Annotated in this window: 12 protein-coding genes; 1 reads left to right on the top strand and 11 read right to left on the bottom strand. The window is 60.5% G+C overall.

What is annotated here, in order from left to right:
- Positions 1-92 precede the first annotated feature (92 nt).
- Positions 93-581 (top strand): GIY-YIG nuclease family protein, encoded by a 489-nt coding sequence (locus tag ACOZHM_RS09160; RefSeq protein WP_421568932.1) that lies wholly within the window; start codon positions 93-95, stop codon positions 579-581.
- On the opposite strand, the gene ACOZHM_RS09155 is transcribed toward ACOZHM_RS09160, so the two are convergent.
- The 11 genes from ACOZHM_RS09155 to ACOZHM_RS09105 all read right to left on the bottom strand — a co-directional run bounded on the left by ACOZHM_RS09155 (position 578) and on the right by ACOZHM_RS09105 (position 14,954).
- Positions 578-1,066 (bottom strand): hypothetical protein, encoded by a 489-nt coding sequence (locus ACOZHM_RS09155; RefSeq protein ID WP_421568931.1) that lies wholly within the window; start codon positions 1,064-1,066, stop codon positions 578-580. The genes ACOZHM_RS09160 and ACOZHM_RS09155 overlap by 4 nt on opposite strands.
- Positions 1,067-1,400: 334 nt before the next feature.
- Entirely contained in the window at positions 1,401-2,234 is an 834-nt protein-coding gene (locus ACOZHM_RS09150) for a DUF5677 domain-containing protein (protein ID WP_421568930.1), read from the bottom strand.
- Between the two features lie 101 nt (positions 2,235-2,335).
- Positions 2,336-3,007: a hypothetical protein gene (locus tag ACOZHM_RS09145; RefSeq protein WP_394161434.1), complete on the bottom strand. Its 672-nt coding sequence runs from the start codon at positions 3,005-3,007 to the stop codon at positions 2,336-2,338.
- A 58-nt stretch (positions 3,008-3,065) separates the two neighbouring features.
- A complete protein-coding gene (mobF, locus tag ACOZHM_RS09140; RefSeq protein WP_421568929.1) occupies positions 3,066-5,981 on the bottom strand; it encodes a MobF family relaxase in 2,916 nt (971 codons plus the stop codon).
- Positions 5,982-6,046: 65 nt separating this feature from the next.
- Positions 6,047-7,954, bottom strand: a complete 1,908-nt coding sequence (locus ACOZHM_RS09135; RefSeq protein WP_421568928.1) for a type IV secretion system DNA-binding domain-containing protein — start codon at positions 7,952-7,954, stop codon at positions 6,047-6,049.
- On the bottom strand, positions 7,932-9,005 hold the full coding sequence (locus tag ACOZHM_RS09130) for an ankyrin repeat domain-containing protein (protein ID WP_421568927.1): 1,074 nt from the start codon (positions 9,003-9,005) through the stop codon (positions 7,932-7,934). The genes ACOZHM_RS09135 and ACOZHM_RS09130 overlap by 23 nt, the downstream gene beginning before the upstream one ends.
- 380 nt (positions 9,006-9,385) lie before the next feature.
- A complete protein-coding gene (locus tag ACOZHM_RS09125; protein ID WP_192095073.1) occupies positions 9,386-9,553 on the bottom strand; it encodes a hypothetical protein in 168 nt (55 codons plus the stop codon).
- A gap of 160 nt (positions 9,554-9,713) precedes the next feature.
- Positions 9,714-10,424, bottom strand: coding sequence for a hypothetical protein (locus ACOZHM_RS09120; RefSeq protein WP_421568926.1), 711 nt, complete (start codon positions 10,422-10,424; stop codon positions 9,714-9,716).
- A gap of 45 nt (positions 10,425-10,469) precedes the next feature.
- Positions 10,470-13,259: a hypothetical protein gene (locus tag ACOZHM_RS09115; protein WP_421568925.1), complete on the bottom strand. Its 2,790-nt coding sequence runs from the start codon at positions 13,257-13,259 to the stop codon at positions 10,470-10,472.
- Between the two features lie 88 nt (positions 13,260-13,347).
- Positions 13,348-14,007 carry a hypothetical protein gene (locus tag ACOZHM_RS09110; RefSeq protein WP_394161447.1) on the bottom strand — a complete coding sequence of 220 codons (660 nt, stop codon included), beginning with the start codon at positions 14,005-14,007 and terminating at the stop codon, positions 13,348-13,350.
- Positions 13,980-14,954, bottom strand: a complete 975-nt coding sequence (locus ACOZHM_RS09105; protein WP_421568924.1) for a hypothetical protein — start codon at positions 14,952-14,954, stop codon at positions 13,980-13,982. Before ACOZHM_RS09105 ends, ACOZHM_RS09110 begins: the two co-directional genes overlap by 28 nt.
- Positions 14,955-14,967: the final 13 nt, after the last annotated feature.

Raw genomic sequence — 14,967 nt, 5'->3', positions numbered from 1 at the left:
GGGCCCCAGAAGGGGCCTTTGTTCGTGGCAGGCCTTGACGAATCGGATCTTTCTTTTATGGGTATGTAGGTATACCCATCTAGGGAGGACCTTTGAACTGGAAACGCGATCAAAAATACCTGCCCGGCCCTCGGCATCTCTACGGCCTGTTTTTTGAAAACGGGTGCTGTTACGTGGGGCAGACCGTCCATCTGAAGCAGCGGGAGCGGCAGCACCGCAGCCCTCGTGGGGGCTGGCAAGGTCGCCGCTTCTCGTTCGTTCCGCTGTCGAGCATGACGGGCACCCAGGCCGATGCTGAGGCTCACGAATACGCTTGGCGCTACAAGGCCTTTCAGAAAGGCTGGCGGATCTACTCCAAGCCGCCGGGCATCCTGATCCAAGATCCGCGTCGGCGGATGACATGGCAAATGAAAAGTCTGGCGCATGGATTTGTCTGGCCAGCGATCGTCCCAGCACCACGCAGGCACGCGGGAACGACCGGATGCCTGCTCTGGGGTGCGCTCAAGTGGCTGTTGCTTTACCCGATGTTGCTTATCGCAGGCCTATGGCTCCTGCAGTTGGCCAATGCCTACGGGCGCTAGAGCGCCGCGGGTTGGGCCGAGAATTTCCCCATCGGATCCGCACTAAGCCTCGCTCCATCCAGGCACTCCTCGTTCACCTTCCTCTGCTCATCCAAGAGGAACGAAAGCGCTGACTGCATGCTTCGTCCCTGAATTGCCACCATTGCGCCCGACATATACCTATTCATCATTCCCCTCTCGATATCCGACAGTGGCCTGCCAAAGCGATAGGCGTCTACAGCGTTGCTAAGAATCGTCGCGTTCAGCATGCAACTGCGGATCTCTTGGCGGTCGTAGGTGCTCTTCTCAAGAAGACCCAACCGCCTCTCGACCTCAGCGTTCTTCGCCAAGAGTCTGTAATTCTCTCGCGCAAAATCTTGCTGGTGGCCACGAGCCTCCTTCAAATCCACCTCGGCTTCGGAAAGCGACGATTGTGAGAGGAGGTGGGCGCCAGCAGAACCAACGCATACTCCAACCACCAAAAAAATCAGCGATTTTGCACTCATGACTTCCTTGTTCGAATTTCAATAGTTCTGGACAGGCTTGCGGTAGTCGGAGTCTATCACCGTCAAGCCACTTGGCTCACAAAACACTCAGTGACGGGTGCAAGCCCTCCCTCTTTGACCGGCCATCAGTCATCAAACGCATCGCAAACCGCGATGCGCCGTCTCTGACACGCGCCTGCGGACAGTCCCAGACCTGCAGTCATTGGCAAGCCTGGTTGACTCCAGGCACTTGCCGTCAATGAGCCAAGCCATGTCGTGACCGGACTGCGTGCCTCTCCGCCACGACCGGAACGGCCCGCTGCGGCCTCTTCGCTTGCAGGGTGATGTCCCGACGTCACTCTTCGCGGAGCGCCTCATCAGCCATCCTCTCATCAAGCGCATTGAAGCGTTGATACAGCTGTTCCACCTCATCGGGAAGGCCGACATCCAGATGGCTTGCGAGCCGCTGTAGGCCCACGAAGACATAGCGACAAGACGTCATCAAAAGGTGATCAAAATCCGTATCTTCCGGCCCTATCCGTATCGACTCCAGAACGTCCCCGTCCGTCACTAGTAGTCCTTTCAATGACTTCGGAGAAAAATGGAGCGCCTCGGAGGCCATGACGAACCTGCCATACATCAGATGATCCACGCCACCTGTCTGAGCCCAGTCAAACGTTTTGATGTCACGCGCCGCCCGTCCCTGATGAGCCTTGAAGTCGGTCAAGCGTTGCATAGCCTCTGTTATTTGCTGCTGCAACACCTCATCCGATGGCTCGCGAATCATCTCAGCCGGCCAGTCCTGGCGGAAGCTGAGGATGTCGCCCAACATCTTCTTCCGATTCAAGACGTCTTGGATCAGATAGTCCTGAAGTAACTCAGGGCGAGCTACTAAAGCCGACAGACGGGCCAGCGCCTCCATTAGGCTTCGTTGGTGTCCCAGCGCTTCGGTGTAGAATCCGTTCACTGCCAAGAGGGCCAGCGCACGAAGCCCTGACACCTGCCTGATGAGAAGGCAGGTAGGGATGAGCTGATGCGGATCGTCGGCCGATATCTCAAGCTTGGCGACGAAGAGTTCACCAGCAGTTGCAAGAGAGCCGGTGATTTCCAAGGATTCAGCATGGCGACCAAGCATCTTTTCGATGTATGGACCGCGGCCGTTGATGGGATCAAGACACTGCCCAAACATTGAATCGGCTCCTCTTATCACTGAATCATCCCGTTCGAACTGGTTGAAAGCGAAAACGAGAGATGGCTATTGTCAGAAAACGACAGCCGTCAGCGAACACTCTACTGTCCACGGGCGTTCGCCAAGATCTCTTCGGCCTGCAATGGCGGGATATAGATCACCATGGCAACGCTCTTGGCGTCAGATGTCATGGTATTGATCAATCCGTGCCTACGGACGTCTTGTTCACTAACCGATGAACCGTAGGGAATGAAAACGCCGGCGCGGACTGCGGGATTCTGCGGCGCAGGCACACGGAAGGCGTTGAACGATTTGATGATATCCGCCTCCAGCACGGCCGCTGCCTCACCACTGACCTGAACACCACACACTCCCACGTTGTTGATCACGAGGTTGAACGATGACGTCCCATTTCCTTTCGACGGGAGCGTATACATCTGTCGCCGCCCTCGCTGAGGCGCCCTGGAGTAGCCGCTGGCCGCCTCGTCAGCAGGTTGTAATGCATCAACTTCAATTAACCGCGTCACCTTCGCTGTATCGCTCTGGGTGTCATAGCAATACTTCCGGAAACTAGCGATAGCGGAGCTTTCCTCGACGCTCGAAGCAGAGGGAGCTTCTGAAGGAACATCCGCCGGGCTACTAACCTGCGGGCTATTCTCGACCGCAACGGGGGCAGTTCCGACCGGTGCCGGTGTGCCACCGGGCTGGCAAGCCACCAGCAAAGCCCCCATCGCTCCGGCAAAGACCGATCCGCCAAATCCATTCGCTTTCAAGCTGGTTCTCCTTGAGCACCACACGGCTCTCCGCGAACTATAACGCACCTGCATGTCGTCAGCGCCCCAGTCCCTGCTGTAGCCGTGAGGCCGGAATCCGGGCCCCTTCCAGTGATCCTGGTGGTATGGTCGCTCGTTGACGGCCATGATCGAAAACCTCCAAGAGGCGGCGCGCTTTGCGCTCGCCGTCACTCATTGCCCGTCGTGTTTCTTGCCCTTCTTTGTGCTCGTGGAACAGCGCATCGAGCTTGCTTTGAAGAGCCCCGGCCTGTGTCCTGGGACTCTGGGCTGGGGGCATGGCCCCCTGCCGCTCCTTGACCCCGGCATCGAGCACGGTTGCCTTCAATCGCTCCAGCCCCAACCGGCTATTGAGCTGCTCCACGTCGTCGTAGGTCCCGTAGAGCTTGTAGCTCCCCTTGGTGAGCCGGGTAAAGGCCACCAGCGACGACGCGTTGTCCATCATCCCCAGGTTCATGAGGTGGAACACTTCGCGCCTGCCCTGCCCCTGTGACTTGTGGACGGTCACGGCGTAATCGTGGACCACCGCCTTGTGCTCGTGCGTGTTCCAAACGACCTTACGCCCGTTCTCCTTGGGGTTATCTGACCGCAGCGTGCCGGTGATGTCGTAGCCGCCTGAGCGCGAGGGCTTGATGGATTGGATGGTAGCCTGGGTGCCGTTGACCACCCCCAGCTCCATGTTCTTTGCGGTGAACATCACCCGATCCCCTTCCACCAAGGCTAGATCGAACTTGCGGCCATTGACGCGCCCCTCCACCACCACTTCATCGGTGCCGATCTCGCCGCGCTCCTTCAGCCCTTGGCGAATCCCGGCGTTGAGCGCGCCCACCTCGGCCCGGCTATGCGCCAGCACCAGCTTGTCGTCCAACGGGGCCTTGTTCTTGAAGTAGTCGGTCACGAGGCGCTCGATGGATTTCTCCTGCGAGTGGGCTTCCACGATGGAGTCCATCAGCCGCTTTTTTTGCTCCTCGCCCATGTCCAGCGTTTGTTGCCGGCTGCGGGTGCCCTTCTTCAGATCGATCACCTTGCCGTTCTCGTCCCGAGCATAGAATCCCATCGCCGTCTCGCGGTCCTCCTGCCGCGCCTGCCGGCGAATCTCGGTCAACTTCACGTCCCCCACCGCCTTTTTGGTGAGCTGAAAGCCGGACCCGGCCCCGATGGGCTGCAGCTGCTCTGCGTCGCCCTGGAGGATGACCTTGGCCTTCGCTATCTCGGCATGGGCCAACAAGGCCCGGGTGTCGCGGGTATCCACCATGCCTGCTTCGTCGATCACGATCACGTCGTTGGGCTGAAGCAAGCGCTTCCCCTCATCCAAATCGAACAGCATCTGGGCCATGGAAACGCTGGGCATCCCCGATTCGGCCTCCAGCTTCTGTGCGGCCTTGTTCGACACGCACACCCCCAGGAGCACCATGCCTTCGGATTCCAGGGCCTCCTTGTAAAGCTCGGAGATCGTGGTCTTGCCCGTGCCGGCCAAGCCGCTCAGATTGGCCACCGCTCCACTGTTGAGGCAGATGTGGTCCACGGCCACCCGCTGCTCTTGCGACAGTTGGAAGCCCTTGGCCTCTTCGTAGTCAGCAATTACACGCTTCACGGTCGCCGGGCTGGCGTGGTGCTGGGTCTCCTTCGCCCGGCGGTTGGCGATGTCCACCACCGCTTGCTCGGCTTCCAGCATCCACGGGGCGCAGAACCGATCCTCGGTGTGCTTGCGGGCCAGCGTCAGCCCCCGGTCTTCGTCTGCCAGGCGCTCGGCGTTGACCAGCACCAGGCCATTGTCTTGCTTGAACTGTTCAATGCGGGCATCGAGCCCGGCCGCGTCCAACTTGCCCGCGTATTCCATCCCCAGCACCCGCACCAGATCAATGCCGTTGAACACCGCCTCGTTCTGATGCAGCAGCTCCAGCAACTCGGCGTCGCTCTTGTGCTCCACTTGGTCCAGGTTGCCTTGAGCTGCTTTGAGCTTGTCGGGGGTCAGGTCGAAGCCCTTCAAGGCCCCCTGCCAGTGCTCCACCAGCTCGGCATACGTGGGCTCGTCCTTGTGCTTCCGCGTGGCCTTGTTGGCCTGCTGATTGCTGACACCATGCTGTTCTGCGTATTCGAGCAACGCCTTGCGGCGCTTGCTGAAGTGGTCGATGACGCCCCGGTCGATACCGGCCAAGCGCGCATAGGTCCGGTTGGTCTCCTTGCCGTCGTCGTCTAACTCTCGGACGTGCTCAACCGGGTAGCCGAGGGCCTGGAGGTTCTTGTAGAGCTCCAGCTTGTAGATTTCGTCCATGGCCCGGGCATGCCGGTAGATTTCCACGGCATCGAAGGTCGATTCCTTGCCATCGGCCCCCAGCGCCACCCCATAGACGAGGTGGTGAGTGTGGAGATCCATGTCGAGGTCTCGCCCGGCAAAGTGTTGGTGGCTTGACCACACCAAGCCGCGGACACCGATCACGTCTTTTCCGCCTTTCCCGCGGCGGGTCTCGACCATCGATTCCAGCCGGTTCATCGCCGTTGCAGAAGCGGCCTGGTGCGCCTTGAGCACGGCATCGCGCTTTTCGGGCGACTCCATCGCGAACAAGATTCCCACGTCCTTTGGCGAAGACACCGTAAGGTCGTATCCCACCCGGTGACCGCCCACCACCACGACTTCGGGCTTGCCTTGGGCATCCAGGACAGGATCCCCGTTCTTGTCCACCTTCGCCCGCGCTTTGCCCTTGTGCCCTGCGTTCTGGCATAGAGCGCGCCCCGTCAGCGGGTCGAATCCTTCGGCCAACTTGCTCATGTTCTCGCGTGTCACTGCGGCAGACAGCAGGTTGAGGTGCTCGGCCATCTTGCCACCCCAGGCCATGGTGTCCTGCGCGTTTCCGTCTTTGTCGAGGTAATACTCGGTGAGCATCAGATACTCGACCACGGCCGCGCCGGACTTGCTGTCCGTGCCTTGAGCAGTCAATGCAGTGACGTTGAACATGGGAATCCTCCAGGAAGTAAATATCCCTTCAGATCTACCAAAACCTGAAAACTCCACAACCCCCACTACTTGCGGAAGATGGATTCCAGCTCATCGTCACTGACGGCGCGGAGCTTCGGCGACGTAGCGCCCCGCTTCTCCAGCTCTGCGGCGGCCTGGTCCGCGGTCATCTTCAACACGCGATGGACCTCTGCGGCGCTCTGCGCGTCACTCTGTGGCATGGGCTTCTGCTCCACCGGGCGAGCGCCCTCCTTAGTCCACCGAGCCCGACTCTGTCCCTTGCGGACCTTCGGGTAGCTCACCCCAGGCCAGTCCAGCAGGAGCAAGTCCCCGGTCGCCTGGACGATGGCGCGGATGCCCCAGCGCTCGGGGCCGTAGGCCTTGCCCTTGCGAAAGCCCAGGTCGTCGGTGAGCCGGCCTGGCGCCACAATGGCTTTCGACTCCTCGTGGACGGTTGCCTTGTCGTCATGCGTGCGCCAAGCAACGGTCCGCTTACCCAGGTTCCGGCTGATTTTTTCTCGCGTCTCGCCGACCTGCAACTGGCAAACAATGTGTGTGCCGACCAACCCACTGAATGCCTGGGCTGTCTTGTCGCCGTAGACCTTCTCAACCTGGCTCCAGTCCTGCACGGCCATGCAGGCCACTACGCCTTTTGAGCGGCCCAGTGCCAGCAATGGCTCGATGTTGAGCTTGCCAGCTGATGTGAGCTCATCGAAGAAGAACCCCAGGAATCGCCCGGCTTCATCATCCGGCAGGCTCGGCCCAATGATTTCTGGCACCGCGACGTTGATCATGGCCGAGATGTAACTGCGCGCAAGCACCTCGTCCGGCCCTGATTGAACGATGACCTGCTTGCGCCCCGTGTAGTCGTCTTTGATCCAATCCAACATGGAGAACATGCGATCCGGCTTTCGCCCCGGCCAGGCCAAGGCCAAGCGCTCGATGACCGCGGTGCCGTTGGCGAGGACGGCCATGCAGCTGGAGGTGGTGTTGCTGTCTGGGTTGGAAATGAGCGCCGCGGCCCGGGGGTAATAGACTGTCATGGCTGCGCACATTGGTTCAGCGGGACGGGACACCAATGAAGCTAGCTCACTCCAACCCCAGTCCTTGCCCCTCGTGGCTTGCAGTTCGCGCACGCAGCCTTCCAGCAAGGCTTGCGCCGCAGACGCCCAGAATGCGCCGCTGCCCTCCTCCGAGGGGATGATCGACTGCGAAAACGCCGCTGCTTGGGTTTGACTGGACACGTCACGGCCCACGTCCCAGATCCAGCTTCGCTTGTCGAACGGGCAGACGATTACCCCTTGGAAAATCGAGGTGAGATCTCCCTTGATGTCGTAAACGAATGCCTTCTTTTTCCCGCGCACCACCTGCTCCAACAGGTGCTTCAGGATGACGCTCTTGCCGCTGCCCACGCTTCCGTAGAGGAACATATGCCGGGCCAGCAGCTTCTTCGCAACGACCCAAGCCGGATGCAACGACAAGGCGTGCAACTCGTCTGCCCGCTCCTTATTCGTGAGTGACCGACGGCGCGCTTCTGCCAACGCTTCCTTCTCCTGCAGCAGTTGAGCGCCGGACACATGCCAAGTATTTGAGCGTGGGATGAGGCCCCGGAGGGTGACCCACGCAGCCGCCCACCCAGCTAACCCTGCCGCAACTCCAATCCTCGCCAGTGTGCCGAAGGTGGCCTGCTCGCGGGCGACCTCCCAGAACGCGCTGGCCGGCTCACGCAGGGAGATGGTGCCGGTGGCAAGGTTGCCCAGCGCCGCCAGGCTTCCGGTGAGGCCTTGGCTGTAGTTCATGAGGGTGTGGCTGCTCCCAATCTGCCAGCCCAGCCATAGCGCGGCTGGATAGGTCACCGTGGCGACGCAGACCCCGGACAGCAGGGCCTGGGGCCAATACCGGACGTCCCGGCTTGGCTCGATGCTCGATGGGACCGTCCAGCTCCAGCAGTCATAGACCGAAGGCTTGCTCACGCCCCTTCCCCCTTCCCCGGTGCACGTCACCAGGCTTCCGCCCTTCCCGGTCCAAATGCCCGGGGTCCGCGCCTGCAGCCAGCAACTCCAGGCAGCAACGCGCATGATTGTGTTGGGCGGCAACGTGGAGAGGTGTTTCGCCAAGGGGGTTGCCCAAGGCTGGATCCGCGCCGGCCCGAATCAACCGACGAACGATGCCGGGGTGGCCGTGGCGCGCAGCAAGGTGTAGCGGCGTCTCACCATTGGTGTTGGGGACATTGGGCTCGGCCTGCATACCCAAACACGCCTCCACCCCATCGAGGCTCCCCGTCGTTGCGTGCTCGCAAAGCCAAGTCTGCCAAGGCGCTCCGTAGAGCCCTAAGTGCGGAGAACGCGCATGGGCAGCAGCAATCACCTGGCTCCCATGCATCCGCGACAACGCGTCGCCGTAAGTCGCGATGAGGTGCTGTTCTGTCGCCCTCGCCTGCTGCTCAGGAACCTCGAAGCGCTGCAGCGCGCGGGCAATGTCCAAACGCGGCTGGGGTGGCGAAGGCAGCTCGGGCTGGGCCCGCAGCGCCTGGAGCCGATCGGCGGCGATGCGATTGGCCTGAACCTGGTCGATGGATTCGCGCAGTTCCGACAGGAGGCCGGCCCGTTGATCACTGGGCAGCAAGGCGTAGATCTGAGCGAGCGCCTTGTGTCCTTTGACGCCGGCATGGATCGTCGCATCCAACTGATAGGGGGAAAGAGCGGGTTCAACCTGGACCAGAGTGGCATGGCCGCCCTGACCCAGCTCAAGGTTGATTCGATTGGAGAACCGGCTGGGCGTCATCACCCAGTCAAACCCCACCTCTGTGCAGGTGTCCAAGCCAGCGACTTGGGACTGACGGCAGAACTGCTCGGCCAACGCCAGCGCTTGCCTGGGGTCGGACGTGGCCAACTGCTCGTGGTGCTTGCCGTAGAACCGGGCAAGGGTCAGCGGGTGGAGGATGGGGTGGAGCAACGACTCATGGGAACGATTCAAAAAATCGCCCCCGCTCAGGGTTGCTTGATTGTCGATGTGGGGTTCCATCCCCATTGCATACCGGTTTTTTCCGGTTTGGCAATCACCCGCAAACTTTCAGGAAGAGTGCAATCCCGACCACAAAACCGACCTGAAGGACAAACACGACGTTGTGCAGGTCCATTTGTTCTAGATCGGCGCGGATCCAGGCAATCATGCCAACCAGCCGGCGACGTTTGCGACCACGTAGCTCACCACGGAAATCCCACCCAGCGTGAGCAACAGGTTTCCCACGTTGTCTACCGAAAACTCATAAGCGTCAGCGAAAATATGCATGAGGACCCCCCTCGATTGTGTTTTGTGTAAACCCAGTCAAACACAAATGCACACATTGGCAAGCGCGAAAACGAGAAGCGCTCGACAGTTTTCCATTTTAGTCAACGCCGTAACTATTGCTTGATGAGATGTTCTTTGATCAGTCGCGAGAGGGCATCGGCCAGGGAGTAACCATGCTTGCGCGCATACGCCTCCAAGGCTTCACGGCACTCGGGCTCAACCCGCGCATTGATGACGGCGGTTCGTTTTGGCCTGGCAAATCGCTTGGGATTGTTGTTCATTGCTTCAGCATGCGTCCGCTTTTCCCTTTGTCAAACCCCGATCCTTGCTGTTGCCTTAAGCTGCTTTTGACGTTGCATTTATGGGTAGATCGGACCACTCATGATTCGACGCTGCATACACAAAGGGCCCCGAGGAGCCCTTTGTGGGAAGCGTCTGTCTTCACTGACGGAAGACGTTGGGCTGGCGCTCGCGATCCTGCTTCTGCCAGTCGAACTCGCTCTCGTATTTGCGCATCTTTTCCTGCTCGGCCTTTGCGGTGGCAGCAAAGGTGGCAAACCCGAACTTGCCATGTCCGTATTGGGGCACGCTCGCCTCCGTGCCACCGTCTCCCCCCTGCGCGGCTTGACGGTTCTTCCGCCATTCGTCCACCCGCATCATCGGGGTCTCGACCGCCCCATCGACGCGCTGCTCCTGCTTTTTCTCTTCCGAGGGCAGCATGCCCAGGCCTTGACGCTGCTTCACGGTCTCGTTGAGCTCGTCCTGCTTGCCTTGCATGCGCGCCTGATGCTTGGCTACCACCTCCGGCTCGGATTGCCGGGACCATTCCCGGATGTCTTTGCGTGCTTCCTTCAGGCCGGTCTCGATGCCCTGCAGCTTCTCGTCGTATTCGGCTCGCTGCTTCCGAAGGAAGAGGCCGGGGCGGCCGGCCACCTCCATCTCGTGGCGTTGAAGGCCTAGACTCTGAACCTGCTCCTCCAACTGGATGATGCGCTCCGGATCGAGGCGCTTGTCCAACGAGCGTTGCATCTTGTCCACGTCGCGCTGCTCGCTCTCGGCTTTCCGGTCCAGGGAGGTCCATTGCTTGGACTCCTCGCTGGTGGAAGCGGCCATGCGATCGCGGAACTGTTGGTCTTTCTCGGTGTGGTCCATGTTGATTGGCTCCTACGGTGGGGGGGGGGTGGTTGGGAGGGAGGCTTACGCCGCCCTCGATGCTTTGATGGCCTTGACCACGTCGTCTACCTTGTCCAAAGGCAAGAACGGGGTCTTGCAGATGTCAGCCCGGCGAACACCGGCGCGGTTAAACCAGAGGATGGCGCGCCCCTGCTGGTTTAGCAGGCCATTGAACTCGGACTTGGAGAACAGCGGCTGGGACTCGCGACGACCATTTGCAGGGATCTCGAGGTCTTTTGTCGCTTGGATGCCCGTGAACTTCTGCCCTACCCAGCGGTTCTTGCTGACCGGATCAATGTGACTCGCCACCACGCGTCCCGCCCCGGCCTTGCGCAACTGCTTCATGCCCGCTGCATTGGGGTGGTTGGGATCGAACAAAGCGTTGTCCAAGACCATGTCAAGCCCGCCGTCGTAATCCAGACCGGCCGTTTTGCTCCGAAATACAGTCATTTCTTCTACCCCGAAGCGCAGCTCCATGTATTCGTAGCTCTGAGGCGAGGTGCGATACAGGGCCCAGTTCTGGAAGCTGTTGCAGAACTGCTGGGCAGCGGCTTCCGGCAGCTTGGCCAAGATTCCTTCGTAACCTTGCGTAGCGTAGATACAGGCCATTTTTGTCGAGCGAGAGATCGGCAGGATGCGCTGCTCTTCACGGCCAATGAGGTTCTGGCATTCGTCCATGATTTGGATGACGGGCAGCTCACCGCGCCCGCGCCACTCTGCCTCGCTGACTTCGTTGCGAAGCTTGATGCCGGTGTAGAGCCGCTGGCTGATGAGGTTCTGAACCAAAATGCCGGCCGTCCCGTGCCGGGTATCTGGGACGTTGACGCCCATGGACGTCCCCTTCAGCATGTCGCCGACGTTGACCGATCCATGCTCAATGCTGTGCCACGGCACCCCTTGGTCGTCCACCAGGTATTTGCCGCGCATGAGCGGCACCAGCCTGTTCTGAACGTTGGCCATGAAGCTGCCACGGGTCTCTGCGGCAAAGGACGGCCACGTCTTGAGCACCCAGCCGAACGACTGCTGGAGCAGCGAACCGGGCTGCAGCAGATCCGGATGGATGGTCTGCGGGGCCGTTGCCAGCCGCTGTGCCCAATCAGCCTTGCGCGCAATAAAGTCTTCGTCGTTGCCCAAGTGAATGGGTTGAACCCCGATGTATCCCGCCGCAGCAAGCAAGCCCTCGCCGGGAATGTTGCTGTTGGCGCGCACGTCACCGATGGCTTGAATCAGCTTGTCGAAGCGCTCCAAGGTCCATTTCCATTCGCGCTCTTCGGAAATGGCGTGAATGCGCTCTTCCAGCTGCTCGCCAAGCCTGCTCAATGCTTCATCAATGTCAGCAACGTCTCTGCCATTGGCTTCATCGCGATCCCTGACCTGAAGCAACCCTTCAATCTCGGTCTCCAGCTCAAGCTTTTTCGCTGCATCCAGCGCACGCAGCTTGAGCTCGTGGTGATGAAGCGCTTCGAGGATCACGGCGGCGTGGTCAATGACCAAACTCGAGATGCCCGTCCAGATGTCCGCGTTGTCGTCTTCCATCTTGGTATTGGTCAGCGCGGCCTTCAGTCCTTGCGCATCCAAGCCTTCGATCAGCCCCAAGTGGACGCCGGTCTCGATCACCATGTCCAGCATGCCGCGGACCTCGCCAGCGAGGGCGCCCTTGCCGCAGAAGACCGCGAACGCACACGGGTAGCCGGATTTCAGAATCTCGGCCATCAACCAGCGGATATACGCGGACTTGCCCATGCCGGTTTCGGCCCAGATCATGGCGTGCATGAAGAGGTCCTCAACGGAAATGCCCGCTGGCGAATCGGTATCGTAGGACTTCTTGACGCCCTTCTTCCGCAGGTGGCCCAACGCCACGCCCCACTGGATGAAGGGGCTGGGGTCGGCCAGCGCTTTGCGGACCCGGGTCTCCAGCGCCTGGCTGTTGAAGTTCTCCATGAGGCCTTGCTTGCCCAGGTTGAAGCGCGCGCTTTGAGACTGAAGGACCAGGGTCCGTTCTTTGTAATCCCGGGCGTAGTAGACGAAGCCATAGGCGCCTGCCATCACGAACCAGAGGAAGCCGCCGATGACCGGCGGGAAGAGCATCGTCATGGCGATGGCGACCAAGCCGGCGGTGTTCCACAACGCGAAGCCTTTGATCCGCGTCCAACGACCGCCCCAGGCTTGCTGTTCCTGCTCAACGGGTGCCATCAGGCAATAGAGCAGTCCGAGAAAGAGGTAGACGTTGAGAATCGTTGCAAACGCGCCAAAGACAATCTCGTTGGATCCAGCCGCCAGGAGGAACCCTTTGGCTGCTGCAAGGGGAAGGATGAAGGTCAGCACGGTTGCCCTGAACGCCTCGGGCGCCTTCTCGCTGCGCGCAATGGCGCGGACGTAGGGCACCACCGCCGGCAACAGCAGCCAAGCCAGCCAACCCACGACTGGAATGGAGGTCAGGGCAGCGATCACGGCACCGATGGTCGGCAGGGCTGCATACATCAAGAACAACGCGGTGCTGTCTCCGCCCTGCAAGCGGTCGTGCGGATGGACCAGGCTTTCGATGACCTGGCCGTCCCTCGACAGCTCGGCACGTCCCTCCTGGTTCTGCAGGTCCCGCGGAGCAGAGGGCCAGAACGGCGCGAACTTTGCGTCTTTCTCATCCAGAGCGTCGGGGACAACGTAGGCGTTGGTTGCCGCGTCGTAGACGGCCCCCAGTGCCTCCGCTTTGGGCCCGTAACCGGCGGGCACCACCAACGTGCGGCTCGACACCCGGTTATGGGCGTTCACTTGCCCCCGAACGTTGGCAAAGCGTGCGGCGACTTTGGACCGCATCTGACGGCCACGGGTTGGGCCGGTGCTCGCAACAGCACGCGGTGTTTGAGCTGGACAACCACGTCCAACAGCGAATAGATGTTCATGATCATTGTCCCCCCTTAGTTCTCAACTCGTCCCATACGCTCGAGCACAACACAATGTCACTCTGTGCAAAGCGCTCAGTCCGAAATTTTTTCTCGCAATCCGCTCTGACCTTTGGGTCATCGATCGCCTTCGCCTCTTGAGGCGATGTATCTAAGCCGAGCAAACCTCGTAGCGCCTTGCTGCCCTTCTTTACGTCCCACGTGCTGAGTAGCGATGCCCCCTGGCCGATGGGAGATCCTTTCCAGTCTGCGAATGGAGCAGAGACCAGTGCACAGATCACGCTGACCACGACGACGGCCAAAAGCGTTGCTTTGGGAATCTCCGCCTTGCTTACGAGCCGTGCCTCCTCCGCGTGCTGCTGGTCGATCTGCCACGCCTTGAAATCGTGTTTGTGCTCTTGAACCGGACGATCGACAGCCAAGTAGTAATAGCTATCGCGCGTGTCCTGGAGAACGTTCCGGAGATCCAAGCCCTCGGGGCGCCCGAGGAACCGCTCACCATGCCAACGCATGAAGCGGGAGGTGAATGAAACCCCCGTGCCTTTATATGGAAGAAAAAGCCAACCCAACATAACGCCTCCCTTTTTTTGGTTATTCTTTACTTGTAATGGATCATTTGGTTTCGGCAAGGGGATCAGTTGATCCCCGCGTTCTTTGCCCATGCATCCATGTCGCCCTCGGCTTTTTCCTGCCATCCGTGTGTTTCATTGGGTTTTGGCTGGGGCGCGGGAACGACGGAGGCCTTAGGTTTTGTTGCTTGCCGGACCGGGGGCATCGAAACCTTGGGAGTGGGCTTGGCACGGGCAATGACAACGGGGACGGGCTTTGCGGCCGGTGCTTCAACAGGGGGCATCGCGACCGGCAGGGGCGTAGCCTTTGCGTCTACGATCGGCGCAGGCCCGCGCTCAATCGGCACGGCCACCGGCAGCGGATCAACGACGGGAGCCGGGCTCGGGGTGACAACAACCGGGGGCACTGCCGCCGCGGTTGGCGTGGCCGCAGGCACGGTCGGCGTTTCGGAATCGTGGCGAGTGACCCACCATGCCGTAGCGCCAGCAAGCACCAGGACAACAAGCGCAGCCCCGGCCAAGGTTCGCCAAGCCTTCGTCCGGCTCGGCCCGTTGTTGGGGGCATGGTCCGGCGCTGCTGATGCGACAGACGCCACCTGGGAAATACTTCCGGGGACGGATGGGGAGTGCTGATCAGGGGTGACAGGGTCCACCACTTCATCGGGCAGGTCGCGCAACTGCGGGAGCGCGCTCATCCCGTCGTAGATCGATGCAGCGATTGCGGGGTTCTCACGAAGCGCCTTGGCTTTCATTGGAACCAGTCGCTCAAGCAGCGCTGTCTCGTCCTCCGACTCGACCGTGGCTTCCGTCACAACCGGTGGTGAAATCGTCTCGGGCTCAACCAGCAGGAGCCCGGCAGGCGCAGCGGATGGAATCGCGGCGGCGGCGTTTTGCGCTCGCTCTGCTTCCTTCTTCCCCTTGGCCTCTGCTGCCCGGCGTGCGATGGCGTCTTGGGCCTCCTTGGATTTTTCGACCGCCTTCTCTGAGATCTCTTTGGCCTTGTTCCCGAACACGCGGCCCCAATGCTTGGCAGCGTTCATGACCTCGCTTGCG

It is taken from the genome of Stenotrophomonas sp. PD6, assembly GCF_049199305.1.
In the GTDB taxonomy this organism is placed as follows: Bacteria; Pseudomonadota; Gammaproteobacteria; order Xanthomonadales; family Xanthomonadaceae; genus Stenotrophomonas.
The sequence above is the reverse complement of the archived record's forward strand: the minus strand, read 5'-3'. Positions and strand labels throughout refer to the sequence as shown.